We start from the raw sequence: 17199 nt of genomic DNA, 5'->3' as shown, positions 1-17199 counted from the left end.
TATCTCACTCAATTAGGGTGAATAACTACCGCTTGAGATGATACGTGTATCTTGTAAAGAATCACGTTGGTTTTCCGTTTCAGTTTCTTCAATCCAGATCCCAATTTCATCGCTTGGATCATCAGAACCTTGAGGTTCTTCTGAATCAATCGTATGTGGGGCAGGGGCATAATGCGATGCGCCACAAGCAGTAGCCTGATTTGGCATGCTGTGACGAGTCAACGGAATATACATGGCACCTTCACAGCCTTGAGCAGACAAATGACCTGTCGCGCGATCGACCCATTGCCATTGTACCTCACCTGGTTGATGCAGATTTACCGGCTTCTGGCGTAGCTGCTTCATGACACTGGTCCATACCGGTAGCGCACCAGATGATCCGGTCAAACCAGTAATCTTATTGTCATCCAGACCTAACCAGACCACAGCTAGGTAATTACCAGAATAGCCTGCGAACCATGAGTCACGGGTATCATTGGTCGTCCCTGATTTGCCAGCCAGACCAAGATTACGTGGCAGGGTACTATAAGCAGATTGACCGGTACCGCTGCTCATGACCTGCTGTAAACCATTGTTCAGGATATAGGCATAAGCCGGATCAATGGTTGGCTGAACCGTCAGGCCATAGCGATCGACCAGACGACCATTGGCATCCACCACGGAACGAATGGCTTTGACCGGATATTTAAAACCACCAGTTGCAAAATTGCCATACAGACTCATCACTTCCATAGGTGACATATCTACCGCACCCAGATAAATGGAAGGGTAGGACGGAATATCAGAAGTCACACCAAATTTCTTCAGGTGATTGATAAAGGTTGACATACCGAATTCCTGCGCCAAACGTACCGCGGACAGGTTATAGGAATTTGCCAGTGCTTGAGACATTGGAACCACACCATGCGGGCGGCCACTATAGTTCTTGGGTGTCCAGGTCTTGCCATCAGTTTTAATACTTAGCTCGCTGTCTTCGATCGGGCTCCCCCAATGGTAACGGTTTGATTCAATTGCGGTCAGGTAAATCACAGGTTTTAATAACGAACCCACCTGACGCTTGGCATCCAAGGCACGGTTAAAGCCGGTAAAGTCCTGGGTCGAACCAACTGCAGCAACCAGTTCACCATTTTCTGGATGAGTGACCAGCACCGCACCTTGCAAATCTTTTAAACGTTTCGGATTTGATCTGCTTAAGTTCGCTACTGTATTTTTGAAGCTTTGCTGAATACGGGTCTGTGCCAATGGATCCAACGTGGTAAAGATGCGTAGGCCCTGATTAGTAATATCACCTTCCTGATATTCGGTACGCAGCTGACGACGCACAATATCCAAGAAGTCAGGAAAACGTGCTGGACCCAGGGTTGGTTTTGTAATGACATTGAGAGGGCGTGCCTTCTCGGTTTCATATTGCTCTTGGGTCAGATAACCCATAACCAGCATATTGTTCAGCACAATATCACGACGTCTTTTCGCCGTTTCAGGGTTACGCCATGGATTGTAGAGGGAAGGACCTTGTACCAGACCAACTAAAAATGCCTGTTGGGAAATATTTAATTCGCGCAACGGCAGACCAAAATAGAATTGGGAAGCCAGACCGTAACCATTAATAGAATAATTGCCATTCTGGCCCAGATTCACTTCATTTAAATAGGCTTCAAGGATTTCATCCTTGTCATAATGCAATTCAATCAACATCGCCATAAAGGCTTCATTGACTTTACGTTTTAACGTACGCTCTGGACTTAAATAGAAGTTTTTGACCAGCTGCTGGGTTAAAGTCGAGCCACCCTGACGTTTACCGCCGGTAATATTGCTGACCACTGCACGTGCAATCCCGCGTGGAGATACACCATGATGGTGGTAGAAATTACGGTCTTCGGTGGCGATCAGTGCTTCAATCAAAGATTTAGGTACTTTATTCAGCTTGATCAGTACCCGGTCTTCATTATGTTGGGGGTAAATCCCGCCAATTAATAAAGGTTCCAAACGGGCAATTCCGGACGTGGAGGGCTTGGTGGCACTTACGTCATTAATCTGTTCACCATTGAAGCTGACTTTTAAAATCTGCTCAGGCTCAACCCGGTCACCAAAGTCAAAACCACGGGTATGTACATATAAAGTATTACCAGAAGTCACATAACTTCCGGACTTGGTATAGCTTTCAGCACTCTTATATCCAAGCAGTTTGAGCTCTTCCAGAAGATCCTGTTGGCTGACAGGTGCATTGACATAGATTTCCATCGGACGTGCGAAGACTTTCGCAGGAATGTCCCAGCGCTGGCCTTCAAATTTGTCACGTACAATATTATCTAGACGAATCAGATAGATACTAAAGGCAACAAAAGCTGAAATGACCAAAACGGAAAAGATTAAGGCAATAAACCCCAAACCACGTTCATACTTCATAAATGATGATAAGCGTCTGTAAAATTCTGCTAATCATGCGAAGCTTTTAGGGAATTTGCAATATTTAAAGAGAAATTGGTTAAAAAATATCAATTAAAAAATACACTTAGTCTGCATAATATTATTTCTAACTTGCTCTACTTATACATAAAAACTAGGGAAAATTGTCAACGAGCCAGAGCTTAATGCTATTATAGGAGCGATTCGTAGCGGAGCGACGAGACTGGTGCTAATTTCACATAAGACATTCCGAAATATCGGGTTAGTAGGACGTCCTGATAAATCTTCAGTAGTTGAAACCTTATGTCTTATTCATGATCATTTGTTGAACGTGGGCCTGCATCCAGTGTTTGATGCAGATACCGCTGCGCTGGTACCTTATGAAAATACCCAGACAGTGAGCCGCGCCTTGCTTGGTGAGGTGGTCGATCTGGTCATTGTGGTTGGTGGTGATGGTTCATTGCTGCATGCTGCCCGGGCACTGGTCAAATATAATATTCCTGTCATCGGTGTGAACCGTGGCCGCTTGGGCTTCCTGACGGATATCAAGCCGACAGAAGTCATCTTCAAGCTGGATCAGGTCCTTAAAGGTGAATTCCAGCTTGAGCGACGTTTCCTGTTAGAGCTGGAAATCCGGTCTAAAGGCGAAATTATCCATGATGCGATTGCTCTGAATGATGTCGTACTTCATTCTGGTAAATCCGTGCACATGATCGACTTTGAGCTGAATATTGATGGACAATATGTCTATCGTCAGCATAGTGATGGTCTGATCGTGTCGACACCAACAGGTTCAACTGCCTATGCACTTTCTGGTGGTGGACCAATTGTACATCCAAGTATGGATGCGATTGTGCTGGTACCCATGCATCCGCATACCCTGTCATCCCGACCGATTGTGGTTGGAGGACATAGTGAAATTAAGCTGGTGATCCGTAAAAATCGCGTGATGCCGATGGTCAGCGCAGATGGACAGCACAGCATTTCTTTGAATGTGGGAGATACGGTTCACATTCGTAAACACCCATTTAAACTGCAACTTTTACATCCACCGGGTTATGATTTCTATATGGCGTGTCGGACCAAGCTCGGCTGGAACCAAGACTTTGATTATCAGAATCGGGATTAAATCATGAATATTGAACAAATGCTTTCTATGCTCAATCCTGAGATTGTAGACCGACTGCGTACTGCGATTGAAATTGGTAAATGGCCGAACGGTGTGGCATTGACGGAAGAGCAGCGTCAGACGTGTATGCAAGCCGTGTATGCCTGGGAAATTAAACATCTGCCTGAAACTGAACGTAGTGGTTATATCGACCGTGGTACCAAAGAAGAAGGTGAAGAATGTGATGATGATCATCACAAGAATGAACCAGAATTCAGGCCCATTCGTTTCGTTTAATTGAAACCAAAAAGACCACAAACGTGGTCTTTTTAATGTCTGAAATAAATGATTTTGTTCAAACCGAAAGACGAGTATTCCAGAGTTCTTTAGCTTTCTGCATCGCTGCTTCATAGCTCTCACATTTGCCCATGGTATATAGCGCAATACCGATAGTTTCAACCACTGCGGTTTCGCCATACTCATGCGAACGTTGACCATCCCAGACTTCTTTAAATACAGCCAGATTCAGCTCTTCTTCAATCGGACTGCGATTGTCCGTCAGTTTAGGCAGTTCGTGTTCATACAGTTCGCCATTCTTGATACCACAAATTAAGGTTTTGGCATCAGGGTTACGTTCAAACTCGCCACCTTCACCTTTAATCACAGCACTATTTTGATAACCGAGCTGAAAAGCAGCGCGCTGGTGTGAACCACGATAAGCCGGATGGAAAATGGCCTGTAAAGTCGCTTTGGCATTGAATGGATTAATCAGGCGCGCCAATGTATGAATAGGAGAACGTAAACCCATAACATTTCGCAGTCCGATCAGCTCAGCCAGGATAGGTGAAATCACATTTAAAGGCAGATAAGCAAAATGTCTTTCTTGCAGCTGCTGTTCGACTTCAACCTCACTGTGGCAAATAGAATAGCCTAGGTATTCTAATACTTGCTCAGTATAAACCCGATTCAAAGTATGCCCAGCTGCACCATGCATGACAATATTATAGCCATGCTTGGCCAAGGTGAGGGCAGACAGGATAAACCATGGATAATGCTTGCGCTTGCCAGCATAAGATGACCAGTCCAAGTCTACATCCAGATCTTTAAAATTAAGCTGATCCCGGGTTGCCTGAACAAAACCTGCCAGTTCTTCGACGGATTCTTCTTTTACTCGTAGTAGCATCAGGAAGGCACCTAGCTGCACATCCAGCACCTCATTTTTCAGGATCATACTAAAAGCTTGATAGGCTTCATCATAACTGAGCGAGCGTGCACCATTCTTTCCTTTACCAATAATACGAATAAACTGGGCAAAAGGATGTTCAGCATCTTTATAAATATTTCGCTTTGTGGTCATAGGGATAGATCAATCATGTTTATCAAGTATTGGCATATTTTACGCTGATATTGGTATTTCACCTTCTTATTTTGCAGAAGAATTATGGTTTTATAAGACTATAGTCTAAGGAATATTGATTATTATTTAGACAAATTTAACATTTTGGGTTAAACAAAAGTCTAAAAAGCGGTTAAAATTTCTCTTGATTTTTTGTGTTTGCTTCATCTCCTGATCAATGCACTAACTTCTGCTGAAGAGCGGTGTTCCTGTAATTGTTAAACGTACATACACAATCTATTTTCGGTATCAGATTAATTTCTTGATACGTAAGCACTTTTTTGTTTAAGGCAATGAAGTATTGGATGCTTATTTTCTTAAATAAGTGAAAACTGAATATTGCTTCTTGTTAGAAGTATATTGTGAACTAAGGTCATGGCTAAAAAACCTATTTATAAGTCACTTTATTTTCAAGTGATTGTTGCCATTATTGCCGGTATCCTCGTGGGTCACTTCTCACCAAGCGGTACGCAAATTATCAATGGTGCTGAACAATATGTTCCTGGTTTGGGCGAACAGCTGAAACCATTGGGTGATGGCTTTATCCGCCTGATCAAAATGATTATCGCACCAGTAATTTTCTGTACGGTAGTGAGTGGTATTGCAGGTATGGAAAGCATGAAATCTGTCGGCAAGACAGGTGGTATTGCTTTACTATACTTTGAAATCGTATCGACGATTGCCTTGGTGATCGGTCTGCTTGTGATCAATATTGCCAAACCTGGTGTTGGTATGAACGTTGATCCAGCAACTCTGGATACGGAAGGTATCTCGAAATATGTTGCATCAGGTGAGTCACAATCGACCATCGATTTCTTCATGAATATCATTCCAAATACGGTAGTGGGCGCATTTGCTGAAGGGGAAATCCTTCAGGTACTGCTATTTGCTCTCCTGTTTGGTTTTGCCCTGCATCAGCTGGGTGATAATGGTAAGCCGGTATTAAAGTTCATTGACCAGATTTCACATGTATTCTTTAACATCGTGAACATGATCATGAAACTTGCACCTATCGGTGCGTTCGGTGCCATGGCATTTACGATCGGTAAATATGGTATCGGTACACTGGCGCAGCTGGGTCAATTAATTCTGTGCTTCTATATCACCTGTATCCTGTTTATTTTCATTATTCTTGGTTCAATTGCACGTTTCACCGGTTTTAGTATCATGAAAATGATCCGTCTGATCCGCGAAGAATTGCTGATTGTACTGGGTACTTCATCCTCTGAATCTGTATTGCCGCGTATGCTGAAAAAGCTGGAACTGGCAGGTGCAGAAAAATCAGTAGTCGGTCTGGTTATTCCAACAGGTTATTCTTTCAACCTGGACGGGACTTCTATTTACCTGACTATGGCGGCAGTCTTCATTGCTCAGGCAACCAATACCCAGCTAGATCTATCTCATCAGATTACCTTACTTCTTGTGCTATTGATTTCATCTAAAGGTGCAGCAGGTGTAACAGGTTCTGGCTTTATCGTAATGGCTGCAACCCTGTCTGCAGTAGGGCATATTCCGGTAGCGGGCTTGGCACTGATTCTGGGTATCGACCGTTTCATGTCTGAAGCACGTGCTTTGACTAACCTGATTGGCAACTCATTGGCGACTCTGGTTGTTGCAAAATGGGTCGGTCAGCTGGACAAAGAAAAACTGGATTATGCATTAAACAATCCGGCAGAAATTGATGAATTAATGCAGCAAGAAGGCGTTAAATCTCACTGATTTCAGTCTGTTTAAAAAAGGAAGCTTCGGCTTCCTTTTTTTAAATTTTTATTAAAATAAATTGACTGTAAAGTTTGAAAAAAATCATATTAGCGCATGACACTGACCTTAAAAATCGCTAGCCTGTTTGTGGAAATATAATGATAAACACCACAAGGATAGAACAATGCTGGCATATGATGCAGACCTGGAATTATTCCGCGATAACTTTAAACGCTTTATGGGCGAACAGATTGCACCGCACTATGAACAATGGGAACGTGAGGGCAAGATTCCACGTTCAGTCTGGAATGCGCTGGGTGAAAATGGCTTTCTTTGTGTGGATGTTCCAGAAGAATATGGTGGCTATGGTGTGCCAACCCATTACTCCTTAATGTTACTTGAAGAGTCGGCACGTGCAGGGTTTAGTGCACTCTCTATTGGTTTGTCATGTCACTCGGATATCGCTGCACCCTATATCCTGCATATCGCCACTGAAGAACAGAAGAAATACTGGCTGCCTAAAATGGTGACTGGTGAGGTGGTCGGTGCCATCGGTATGACTGAACCAGGTGCTGGTTCTGACTTGCAGGCAATTCGAACCAGTGCCATTTTGCAGGACGACCATTATCTGTTAAATGGTTCTAAAACTTTTATTTCGAATGGTCAGCATGCCGATCTGGTGGTGCTGGCTGTAAAAACCGATCCACAGGCACGTGCCAAAGGTGTTTCACTGCTTTTAGTAGATACTCATCTGGAAGGTTTCAAGAAAGGCACCAATCTGGACAAGATTGGCCTGCACTCACAAGATACCTCTGAGCTGTTCTTTGATAATGTCAAAGTGCCAAAAGATCAGTTACTCGGTCAACCAGGCCAAGGCTTTGCATACCTGATGCAAGAACTGCCACGTGAGCGCACTGCGATTGCGGCTACGGCTTTGGGCGCGATTCGTGGTTCAATTGATATCACCACGACCTATGTCAAAGAACGTCAAGCCTTTGGCCAGGCAGTGGGCCAATTCCAGAACACTCGCTTTGTACTGGCACAGGCCAAGATTGATGAACTGGCAACAGCGGCGTTTTATAACCAGAATGTTGAGTTGTATATGCAGGGCAAGCTGAATGTTGAAACTGCAGCAGCCTTAAAAAGTTTTTCAACTGACATGCAGATGAAAATTGCGGATAATTTGCTCCAGCTGTTTGGTGGCTATGGCTATATGACTGAATATCCGATTTCCCGTTTCTTTGTCGATGCGCGTATCCAAAGGATTTATGGTGGTACGAACGAGATCATGAAAGAAATCGTGGCACGTAGCCTATTAGGTCGATAAAAGTATTTCATTCGCTATAAAGTAAAAGTGAGCCTATAAGGGCTCATTTTTATGTAAGGGAGCAAATGACATTTTTCATATTTTAAGACCTTAATACTTCTAGGCACTCATCAATAAACACAGGTAAATCGTCTGGTGCACGTGAAGAGATCAACTGGTTATTATCATTGACCAGTTCTGCATCATAATAACGACCGCCTGCATCTTGCAGCCAGTGCGCATGGTCACGAATACTGGTAATAATCCGGTCCTTCAGCACGTCAGCCGCACCGAGTAATAATGAAGCATCGCAGATGCTAAAGATGGTTTTATTGGCTGCATTAAATTCCTGAATCAACTTTAGAACAACAGCATCTGAAGTGAAGGTCAGGGGAGATTCTCCACCTGGAATTAGTAATGCGTCAAAATCATCGACACAGATCTGGTCAATACTTTCATCTATAGTCACTGAAGCTGTATGTTTCTGACCATATATGACCTTTCCAGCTTCATGGTCAATATTGCAGATACTGTGACTGGCAGCACGAAAGGCTTCTACAGGTTCAAAATATTCCTGATCATCAAAGTTATGAGTGACGAGCACAGCTATTCTTTTTGGCATGTATTTGCTCCTGCCTAAGTTTTGAACAGACTAGCGGGATAAGGTTTAAAAATCGTCCCTGCTCTGTAAATAAATACATGTTAAATGTAAAAAGCTCTGTTAAAACAAGTAAAAAAAGCATATGTGCAGGAGGTTGAGCGGTAATTTTAAAATGAACTATTGATCATCTAGCAACGTCTTTCCATTGCTGATTTTTGAGTCTTTGCATGATTTTTCTTATGGTTAAAATCGTTATATAGATTAAGAAATAATGATAATTCATCCATCCTAAAATCAGTTAAGATGCAAACGCAAACTTTACAATTTGATAATGTAATTTTTGCTGAATACGCTGTGGAAAATGTTACTAAACATTGCAGATGCGATGAGTGATTAGGCAACGCATAAATAACTGACTTTTAAAAGACAAAGTCATATTGCGTAACATTTGAAAGCTTACTATTGTTATACTGAAACAGTTACGGTTTATGAAGGGCGACATAACAATGATCAACGACGATCAAAACACTACGACTTCTCTTGATTTGGCTAAGATTCGTGAAGATATCGATTCAGTTGATCAGCAAATCCAGCAATTGATTAATCGCCGTGCGCGTTTGGCAGAAGCTGTAGCAAAAGCAAAGTTTGCTTCAGAAGAGAATCCACTGTTTTACCGTCCTGAACGTGAAGCGCAGGTTTTGCGTAATGTTATGGAACGTAATGAGGGGCCATTGTCTGATACCACCATGGCACGTCTGTTCCGTGAAATCATGTCGGCCTGTCTGGCGCTTGAAGCACCGCAAAGTATTGCGTTTTTGGGACCTGTCGGTACCTACACACACTCAGCAGTATTGAAACATTTTGGTCATGATGCTGTGGTTCGTCCATTACCCACCATTGATGAAGTGTTCCGTGAAGTAGAAGCGGGCAGTGCACATTATGGTCTGGTACCGGTTGAAAACTCCTCTGAAGGGGTAGTGAACCACACTTTAGACTGTTTCAAGACTTCGCATCTGAATGTGATTGGCGAAGTAGAATTACCCATTCATCACCAGTTCCTGATCTCTGAAAATACCCGTAAAGACAGTATTAAACAGATCTATGCACATCAGCAAACTTTGGCTCAGTGCCGTAAATGGCTGGATGCCCATTATCCAGGTGTAGAACGTGTGGCACTCAGTTCAAATGCTGAAGCGGCACGCCGTATTCAGAATGAATGGCATTCTGCTGCGATCGCTTCTGAAATTGCTGCGAATATTTATAATCTTGAGATTATGCACAGCAACATTGAAGACAACCCAGAGAACACGACACGCTTCCTGGTGATTGGCCGTGAAAAAGTGCCACAAAGTGGCAATGATAAAACTTCATTACTGGTGTCTGCACATGACCGCGCCGGTGCATTGCTGGAAATTCTGGCTCCATTTGCCAAACACAACATTAGTCTAACCAGTATTGAAACTCGACCTGCACTTCCTGAAAAATGGGCTTATGTATTCTTTATCGATCTTGAAGGTCATATTGAGCAGGAAAATGTTAAAGCTGCGATCGAAGAAATTCGTCCGCTTGTGAAAGAAGTCCGCGTGCTTGGTTCATATCCTGCAGCTGTTTTATAAAAGCAGCCTTTCGTGGTTAGTGCGAGGGTACTAACCACTGTTTCATCTGTAAATCGGAAGTATAAAATGTCGTTTGTCCCAGCCAATGAAGGCATCTCTAAATTAAAGCCATATCAACCAGGTAAACCGATCAGTGAACTTGAGCGTGAGTTGGGCATCACTGATATCGTGAAACTGGCTTCAAATGAAAACCCGCTGGGCTGTTCAGATAAAGTCAAAGAAGCAGTGGCTGCGGAACTGGCGGAAATTGGCCGTTATCCTGATGGCGGTGGCTTTATCCTGAAGGATCAGATCAAGACACAATTCGGTTTTGATCATAACCAGATTACTTTGGGTAATGGTTCAAACGACTTACTTGAAATATTTGCCCGTGCATTTGTTTCTGAAAAAGATTCTGTAGTGTATAGCCAGCATGCATTTGCGGTATATGCACTGGTGACTCAAGCGATTAATGCCGAAGCGATTGAAGTGCTAGCAAAAGGCTTCTCACATGACCTTGAAGCGATGGCGGCTGCGGTAAAAGACAATACCAAATTGATCTTTATTGCGAACCCGAACAACCCGACAGGGACCTGGTTCGAAGAAGCCGAATTTGAAGCATTTATGCAGAAAGTGCCAGCGAATGTCATCGTGGTACTGGATGAAGCCTATGTGGAATATTTCCCAGAGAACTTCAACAGCCTAAAATTCCTGAAACAGTATCCGAATCTGATTGTCAGCCGTACACTGTCTAAGTGCTATGGTCTGGCTGCACTGCGTGTTGGTTTTGCTTTGGCATCTGTTGAAGTGACTGATTATCTGAACCGTATCCGTCAGCCATTCAACGTCAACCATTTAGCCATGGTGGCTGCAGTTGCTGCATTGAAAGATGAAGCATTTATCGAGAAATCTCGTGAAGTGAACAAGGCGGGTATGGCTCAGCTTGAAGCGGGTTTCAAAGCTTTGGGCCTGAACTATGTACCTTCGCGCGCGAACTTCATTCTGGTTGATGTGCAGGCTGATCCAGCAGAAACATTTAACAAGTTACTGAAAGAAGGTGTGATTGTACGTCCAGTGGGTATTCCAGACCACTTGCGCGTATCAATTGGTACTGAAGCTGAAAATGCCAAATTCCTTGCTGCATTAGGCAAAGTACTTGGCTTAGAGGCGAAAGCTTAAGTTATGTCGCAGCCACTGTTTGAAAAAGTTGCCTTTATCGGACTTGGCCTCATTGGTTCAAGTCTGGCGCGTGTCATCAAGGCTGAGCATTTAGCTAATGACATCGTGGCATCGACCCGCTCTCAAAAAACTTTGGAAGATGCCAAGGCACTCGGTCTGATTACCGACGGCTATGCAGATCCTGTAGAAGCCGTTAAGGGGGCAGACCTGGTTGTGCTGGCACTACCTGTGCGTGCAACCCAAAAAGTGCTGGAAACGATCAAGCCTTATCTGTCGGAAAATGTCATTCTGACTGATGTTGGCAGTACCAAAGGCAATGTGGTGGATGCAGCCAAAGCCATATTTGGTGAAAATCTGCCAGCCGGTTTTGTGCCAGGGCATCCAATTGCGGGTGCAGAACATACTGGTGTACATGCGGGTAAGGTGGATCTGTTCGCTAATCACAAGGTGATTTTGACACCGTTGCCAAGCAGCGGACAATGGGCGGTCGATAAACTGATTCAACTGTGGCAGGTGGCTAAAGCGGAAGTGATTTGTATGGATGTGGAAAAGCACGATGAAGTGCTGGCCCATACCAGCCATCTTCCGCATCTGATGGCCTTCAACCTGGTCGAACAACTGGCCAAACGCGAAGACAATCTGGATATTTTTCGTTATGCTGCCGGTGGCTTCCGCGACTTCTCGCGTATTGCCGCCAGCGATCCACAAATGTGGCATGACATCTTTTTTGCCAATAAAAAGGCGATTCTCAATGCCGTGAACGGCTTTGAAGCTCAACTCGCGATTATCCGCAAGCTGATTGAAGATGAAGATTCACAAGCTTTAATGGGCTTATTGGGGCATGCGCAAGCCGCGCGTCAGCACTTCAATCATATGCTCGCCAAGAAACCTCTCATGGAGAAAAATAAAGTGACACAACAATTTACCATTCAACCAGGTGCCAAGACGTTCCAGGGTAAATTTACCGTGCCAGGTGACAAATCTGTGTCACACCGTTCCATCATGTTTGGTGCCATCGCTGAAGGCACAACGCATGTGACGGGTTTCCTTGAGGGTGAAGATGCACTTGCAACTTTACAGGCATTCCGTGATATGGGCGTAAGCATTGAAGGCCCTAAAAATGGTGAAGTGACCATTCATGGCGTGGGTATGCAAGGTCTGAAAGCATCGAAGTCTGCGCTTTACATGGGTAACTCTGGTACTTCGATGCGCCTGCTGGCTGGCATGCTGTCCGCACAGAAATTTGATTCGGTGATGACGGGTGATGCATCCCTGTCTAAACGTCCAATGGAGCGTATTGCAAAACCATTACGTTTGATGGGCGCGCAGATTCAAACTACGGGTGAACGTGGTACACCACCAGTATCGATTACGGGTAATCAAAACCTGAAAGGTATTCAATACGACTTGCCAATGGCATCTGCTCAGGTGAAATCAGGTATTCTGCTGGCGGGTCTTTGGGCGGAAGGTGAAACTTCGGTGACTGAACCGGAACCAACCCGTGACCATACTGAACGTATGCTACGTGCGTTTGGTTATGAAGTGAAAACTGAAGGCAACCGTATTTCCCTGCAAGGTGGTGGTAAACTAGTAGGTACTAACATTCAGGTGCCTTCTGATATTTCATCTGCTGCTTTCTTTATGGTGGGTGCAGCGATTACTGAAAATGCTGACGTGACTTTGGAAGCGGTAGGCATTAACCCGACCCGTACTGGTGTCATCGAAATCCTGAAACAGATGGGAGCCGACATCAGCGTTGAAAATGAACGCATCGCTGGCGGTGAACCGATTGCAGATATTCGTATTCGCGGTACACGTACGTTAAAAGGCATTCATATGCCAGAAGACCAAGTGCCACTAGCAATTGATGAATTCCCGGCATTGTTTATTGCAGCGGCATGTGCGGAAGGTCAAACGATCCTGACGGGTGCGGCTGAACTCCGTGTCAAAGAATCGGATCGTATTCAAGTCATGGCAGATGGCCTAAAAACCATGGGCATCGACTGTACGCCGACTGATGATGGCATCATCATCGAAGGTAAAGGCAAGGCAGGTGACTGGTCACCAATCTTTACCGGTGGTGAAATTGAATCGCATCATGATCACCGTATCGCAATGAGTTTCTCGATTGCAGGTCTGCGTAACTCAGGTGAAATCAAGATTGTCGGGACTGAAACAGTCGCCACCAGCTTCCCAACCTTTACTGAACTGACGTCTCAGGCTGGTCTGGCGATTGAAGTGACAGAATAATCCTTAAATTTATGTGAAACAGCCAAGCTTTTGCTTGGCTGTTTTGTTTATATTGGCTTATGCTAAACCCATACAAGAAAAAAGCCATTTGGATGTAGCGATGCGAAAATTAAAATTTATTGCCAATACTCAAAGCCAACAGCAATTACAGGATAGTCGTGAGACCCAAGAGTATGTCGCGCAATTTCTTGCTGATGAACTCGGAAAATATGGCTTTCAAACCTTGCCACAAAGTGGTGGACAGGTTGCTGTTGCAGTAGATGAACACGCATTGCCACTTTCGGTGAGTTGTGAAAGTCGCGACAGTGAAGGGCATTTTGTCTGTGAGATTGCATCTTATCCAGATGAAGAACAAGACTGGCTGGATCGGATTACCGAACAAAGCCTCCTTAATCAACTGGCACAGGCCGTAGAAGCTTCACTCAAGGAGCAAGAAAGCTTTAGTGAATTCGAATGGAAAAATTAAAAAAAGCGGCCATTGAGCCGCTTTTTTTAATTATGGAATTTTTTACAGCATTAAAAAGCGCGTAATCGCAATACGCAACTGTTTGAGGTAACCAGTAAAGAAATGATTGGCACCTGGTAAAATGGTCAATAAATGACGCTGTGGTTTAGCCCATTCAATTAGATCCGACAACAGGGTCACATCATCGGCTTCACCATGCAGGAACAGAATGTCACCTTTAATATGCGGTGTTACATAGTGGCGTAAACCTGCTACGGTGGCGGTTGGCAAACCGCATAAAACCGTCTGTTTAGGCTGTAATTCTATAGGTAGCGTGGCATAGCTTTTGGCCATGACATGTGCACCGAAACTAAAGCCACCTGCATAGAATGGCAAGCCAATATGTTGAGTACGAGCGAATTTAATCACTTCAAGTACATCATCAGTTTCACCATAGCCTTCGTCGTGTATTCCATCACTTTGACCAGAACCACGGAAACTTGGACGATAGACAACACAACCACGCTCTAAAAACATTTGTGCCAGCAATACTGGAACTTTATGTTGTGGTGTACCGCCTTGCAATGGATGGGGGTGACAAACAACCGCGAATCCTTTCACTTCACCCTGAGGATAATCCACAAAAACTTCAATTTGTCCCACAGGACCCTGAAGGAAAATTTGTTCGGACATAGGAAAATCGATAAATGAGGGGAGAAAGGCGTATTTTAACGATTGTATTAAGTAAAAACATGAATTGGAATTAAAATAACTCGACTGATATAGTTTGATTAATCACTTTTTAACCAGGTTGGCTATGCTCGCATTAATTTCCCCTGCAAAGACCCTCGACTACGAATCATCGTTACCAACAGATCAGCATACGCAAGCAAGATTGCTGGAACATTCCCAGGAATTGATAGAAGTTGCCAGCAAGTTGTCAGCAACAGAAATTTCCAGCCTGATGTCGGTAAGTGAAAAAATTGCCAATCTTAATGTTGAGCGTTTCCGTGACTGGCAGCCAGAATTTGATCTGTCAAATGCACGACAGGCGATTTTTGCCTTTAAGGGTGATGTTTATACAGGTCTGGATGCCTATAACCTAAAAGATCATGACATTAGCTATGCTCAGGAGCATCTGCGTATGCTGTCCGGCTTATATGGTTTGTTACGTCCATTGGATCTGATGATGCCATATCGATTAGAGATGGGAACAAAACTTGCCAATTCTCGTGGTCATAACCTGTATGAATTCTGGGGACATACTATTACTGAGCTGATCAATTATGATCTTGCAGCGGCGAATTCAGAACTTTTGGTGAATATTGCTTCTGATGAATACTATAAATCTGTGAAGGAAAATAAAATCCAGGCAGAAATCATTAAGCCTGTGTTTCTGGATCAGAAAAATGGCAAATATAAAGTGATTAGCTTTTATGCCAAGAAAGCACGTGGCCTGATGGCACGCTTTATTATTGAAAACCAGATTGATCGCGTAGAGGATCTGAAAGGTTTTAATACTGAGGGGTACTACTTTGATGCAGAGAGTTCTCTTAAAGGTGAGCTGGTGTTCAAGCGTGATGAACAGCTCGCTGCTTGAAGTCTTATTTAATAGAGAAAAGATCACCTGTGGGTGATCTTTTTTTTATATATGAATAATTAAGCATTAAAAAGCGCATAAAATGAGCTTTTTCTTTTTACAGATAAGAATTCTGCTACAAAAAGGAGCATTAATTTTAAAGGATAAAATTTAGTCTATTTCAAAGTAGAACGGCAAATATTGGAGAGTTAAAGGTTAAAATATAAAAGCCTTTATCGATGATTTTGATAATGGACCAGAAGAAATTGATTTAGAAAAATTTATAGATAAGGCTGTAAGAAACTCAATTTTACTCATCTTTTATTTAAAAGAAATTAGAGTTCATTTAAATTAAATATTCACTGGAAATAGATATTTATTTAAGATTTTTATAATTAATTTTAATTATAGGATTCTTTCATAAATCATTTTTAAATCTCTATAAAGGGAATTACCTCTCCTACAAGGAGGTTTGCGGAGCATGCTCCTCAGGGAGAGGTTTTTTCTAAAAAACTCCCTCATTCTCTTCAAATTAATACTTCTCATCCCAAAGGGAGAAAGGGCTTTTAATATCTATAAATATGAATAGGATAATCATTTTTTGAGTTATGAAAGAAGTATATTTTAATAAAAATATTTAAGCAGATTAATACTTTGTATTTACGATAAAAGCATAATTTTTTTATTGTAGAATTCCTGATATTAATAAAGCTAAACTGAGTCAATTAGGTTACAAAAGAGGTGGTCCCACTTGTTTGAACAACTAAAAGCGTATTTATAAGTGATATTCCGCTCTAGTTAAGCCACCTTGTTTTGTTGGGGTAGCTGATCATAGTAAAACTCATTTGGTGTCATTTTGTCTAGACTCGAATGAGGTCGTTTCAAATTATAAAACTCAAAATATGCACTTAATTGCTTTTTCGCATCTGTGACACTGCTATAAGCTTTGAGATACACCTCTTCATATTTAACGCTCCGCCATAATCGTTCAACCATCACATTATCTACCCATCGACCTTTACCATCCATACTGATTTGAATGCCATTTGATTTCAATACATCAATAAATGCATCACTGGTGAACTGACTGCCTTGGTCTGTATTCAATATTTCAGGTGATCCATATTTTTCAATCGCTTCATTTAAAACCGAAATACAAAAATCCACCTCCATACTAATCGATACCCTATGCGCAAGTACCTTGCGGCTATGCCAATCAATCACAGCACATAAATAAACAAAGCCTTTTGCCATAGGGATATACGTTATATCCGTAGACCACACTTGATTACTGCGCTGAATAGCCAACCCTTTGAGCAGATATGGATATTTACGGTGAGCTTGATTAGCCTGGCTTAAATTTGGTTTGCAATATAACGCCTGAATACCCATTTTCTTCATTAAAGTACGTGTATGACGTCGTCCTATATGATGCCCTTGACGATTCAACAAATCACGCATCATACGACTGCCTGCAAAAGGATATTGCATATGTAATTCATCAATACATCGCATCAGCTTCAGATCTGATGAGCTAACAGGTTTTGGGCGATAATAATAACAACCACGGGAGACTTTCAGCAGCTTAGCTTGCTTAGATACTGAAATCTGAAGTGAGTCGTCGATTAACTTT

Annotated in this window: 14 protein-coding genes; 9 read left to right on the top strand and 5 right to left on the bottom strand. The window is 42.9% G+C overall.

The window, feature by feature from the left end; genetic code table 11:
• Positions 1-12: 12 nt before the first annotated feature.
• On the bottom strand, positions 13-2406 hold the full coding sequence (gene mrcB / locus HADU_RS01290) for a penicillin-binding protein 1B (protein WP_008302563.1): 2394 nt from the start codon (positions 2404-2406) through the stop codon (positions 13-15).
• Between the two features lie 226 nt (positions 2407-2632).
• Between mrcB and HADU_RS01285 the strand changes: the two genes are divergently transcribed.
• Both HADU_RS01285 and HADU_RS01280 read left to right on the top strand, forming a co-directional pair.
• Entirely contained in the window at positions 2633-3535 is a 903-nt protein-coding gene (locus HADU_RS01285) for an NAD(+) kinase (RefSeq protein ID WP_004815364.1), read from the top strand.
• 3 nt (positions 3536-3538) lie between these two features.
• Positions 3539-3811 carry a YeaC family protein gene (locus tag HADU_RS01280; protein WP_004815365.1) on the top strand — a complete coding sequence of 91 codons (273 nt, stop codon included), beginning with the start codon at positions 3539-3541 and terminating at the stop codon, positions 3809-3811.
• Positions 3812-3869: 58 nt separating this feature from the next.
• Here HADU_RS01280 and HADU_RS01275 read toward each other — a convergent pair whose 3' ends face one another.
• Entirely contained in the window at positions 3870-4871 is a 1002-nt protein-coding gene (locus HADU_RS01275; protein ID WP_008302556.1) for a glycosyl transferase family protein, read from the bottom strand.
• A gap of 414 nt (positions 4872-5285) precedes the next feature.
• On the opposite strand from HADU_RS01275, the gene HADU_RS01270 reads away from it, so the two are divergent.
• Positions 5286-6629, top strand: coding sequence for a dicarboxylate/amino acid:cation symporter (locus HADU_RS01270; RefSeq protein ID WP_004892515.1), 1344 nt, complete (start codon positions 5286-5288; stop codon positions 6627-6629).
• Positions 6630-6795: 166 nt separating this feature from the next.
• A complete protein-coding gene (locus tag HADU_RS01265) occupies positions 6796-7938 on the top strand; it encodes an acyl-CoA dehydrogenase family protein (protein WP_008302554.1) in 1143 nt (380 codons plus the stop codon).
• An 82-nt stretch (positions 7939-8020) separates the two neighbouring features.
• Here the strand turns inward: HADU_RS01265 and HADU_RS01260 are convergent, their stop codons facing one another.
• Positions 8021-8539 carry a DJ-1/PfpI family protein gene (locus HADU_RS01260; RefSeq protein ID WP_004815370.1) on the bottom strand — a complete coding sequence of 173 codons (519 nt, stop codon included), beginning with the start codon at positions 8537-8539 and terminating at the stop codon, positions 8021-8023.
• Between the two features lie 485 nt (positions 8540-9024).
• Here HADU_RS01260 and pheA point away from each other — a divergent pair, with 485 nt between their 5' ends.
• From pheA to HADU_RS01240, 4 genes are all read left to right on the top strand, one after another.
• On the top strand, positions 9025-10134 hold the full coding sequence (gene pheA, locus HADU_RS01255; protein WP_008302551.1) for a prephenate dehydratase: 1110 nt from the start codon (positions 9025-9027) through the stop codon (positions 10132-10134).
• A 66-nt stretch (positions 10135-10200) separates the two neighbouring features.
• Positions 10201-11292 (top strand): histidinol-phosphate transaminase, encoded by a 1092-nt coding sequence (gene hisC, locus HADU_RS01250; protein ID WP_008302549.1) that lies wholly within the window; start codon positions 10201-10203, stop codon positions 11290-11292.
• Between the two features lie 3 nt (positions 11293-11295).
• Positions 11296-13542 carry a bifunctional prephenate dehydrogenase/3-phosphoshikimate 1-carboxyvinyltransferase gene (locus HADU_RS01245; RefSeq protein ID WP_008302547.1) on the top strand — a complete coding sequence of 749 codons (2247 nt, stop codon included), beginning with the start codon at positions 11296-11298 and terminating at the stop codon, positions 13540-13542.
• A 100-nt stretch (positions 13543-13642) separates the two neighbouring features.
• The gene (locus HADU_RS01240) at positions 13643-14008 is read left to right on the top strand and encodes a hypothetical protein (RefSeq protein WP_008302545.1); all 366 of its coding nucleotides are present in this window, start codon (positions 13643-13645) and stop codon (positions 14006-14008) included.
• Positions 14009-14050: 42 nt separating this feature from the next.
• Here the strand turns inward: HADU_RS01240 and HADU_RS01235 are convergent, their stop codons facing one another.
• Positions 14051-14680, bottom strand: a complete 630-nt coding sequence (locus HADU_RS01235; protein ID WP_004892534.1) for an alpha/beta hydrolase — start codon at positions 14678-14680, stop codon at positions 14051-14053.
• A gap of 124 nt (positions 14681-14804) precedes the next feature.
• Between HADU_RS01235 and yaaA the strand changes: the two genes are divergently transcribed.
• Positions 14805-15587: a peroxide stress protein YaaA gene (gene yaaA, locus HADU_RS01230; protein ID WP_008302539.1), complete on the top strand. Its 783-nt coding sequence runs from the start codon at positions 14805-14807 to the stop codon at positions 15585-15587.
• Positions 15588-16364: 777 nt separating this feature from the next.
• On the opposite strand, the gene HADU_RS01225 is transcribed toward yaaA, so the two are convergent.
• Positions 16365-17199 (bottom strand): IS3-like element ISAba14 family transposase (locus HADU_RS01225; RefSeq protein WP_008302536.1); only part of this gene is annotated, 835 nt, incomplete at its 5' end.

Origin of the sequence: Acinetobacter sp. HA (assembly GCF_000264725.1) — a bacterium.
Lineage (GTDB): Bacteria > Pseudomonadota > Gammaproteobacteria > Pseudomonadales > Moraxellaceae > Acinetobacter > Acinetobacter schindleri.
The sequence above is the reverse complement of the archived record's forward strand: the minus strand, read 5'-3'. Positions and strand labels throughout refer to the sequence as shown.

Excerpts from the sequence above, each read along its gene's own strand:
- HADU_RS01270 (WP_004892515.1), top strand. The coding sequence starts at position 5,286 with ATGGCTAAAAAACCTATTTATAAGTCACTTTATTTTCAAGTGATTGTT.
- pheA (WP_008302551.1), top strand. The coding sequence starts at position 9,025 with ATGATCAACGACGATCAAAACACTACGACTTCTCTTGATTTGGCTAAG.
- HADU_RS01260 (WP_004815370.1), bottom strand. The coding sequence starts at position 8,539 with ATGCCAAAAAGAATAGCTGTGCTCGTCACTCATAACTTTGATGATCAG.
- HADU_RS01240 (WP_008302545.1), top strand. The coding sequence starts at position 13,643 with ATGCGAAAATTAAAATTTATTGCCAATACTCAAAGCCAACAGCAATTA.
- HADU_RS01265 (WP_008302554.1), top strand. The coding sequence starts at position 6,796 with ATGCTGGCATATGATGCAGACCTGGAATTATTCCGCGATAACTTTAAA.
- mrcB (WP_008302563.1), bottom strand. The coding sequence starts at position 2,406 with ATGAAGTATGAACGTGGTTTGGGGTTTATTGCCTTAATCTTTTCCGTT.
- HADU_RS01245 (WP_008302547.1), top strand. The coding sequence starts at position 11,296 with ATGTCGCAGCCACTGTTTGAAAAAGTTGCCTTTATCGGACTTGGCCTC.
- HADU_RS01280 (WP_004815365.1), top strand. The coding sequence starts at position 3,539 with ATGAATATTGAACAAATGCTTTCTATGCTCAATCCTGAGATTGTAGAC.
- HADU_RS01235 (WP_004892534.1), bottom strand. The coding sequence starts at position 14,680 with ATGTCCGAACAAATTTTCCTTCAGGGTCCTGTGGGACAAATTGAAGTT.
- yaaA (WP_008302539.1), top strand. The coding sequence starts at position 14,805 with ATGCTCGCATTAATTTCCCCTGCAAAGACCCTCGACTACGAATCATCG.
- hisC (WP_008302549.1), top strand. The coding sequence starts at position 10,201 with ATGTCGTTTGTCCCAGCCAATGAAGGCATCTCTAAATTAAAGCCATAT.
- HADU_RS01275 (WP_008302556.1), bottom strand. The coding sequence starts at position 4,871 with ATGACCACAAAGCGAAATATTTATAAAGATGCTGAACATCCTTTTGCC.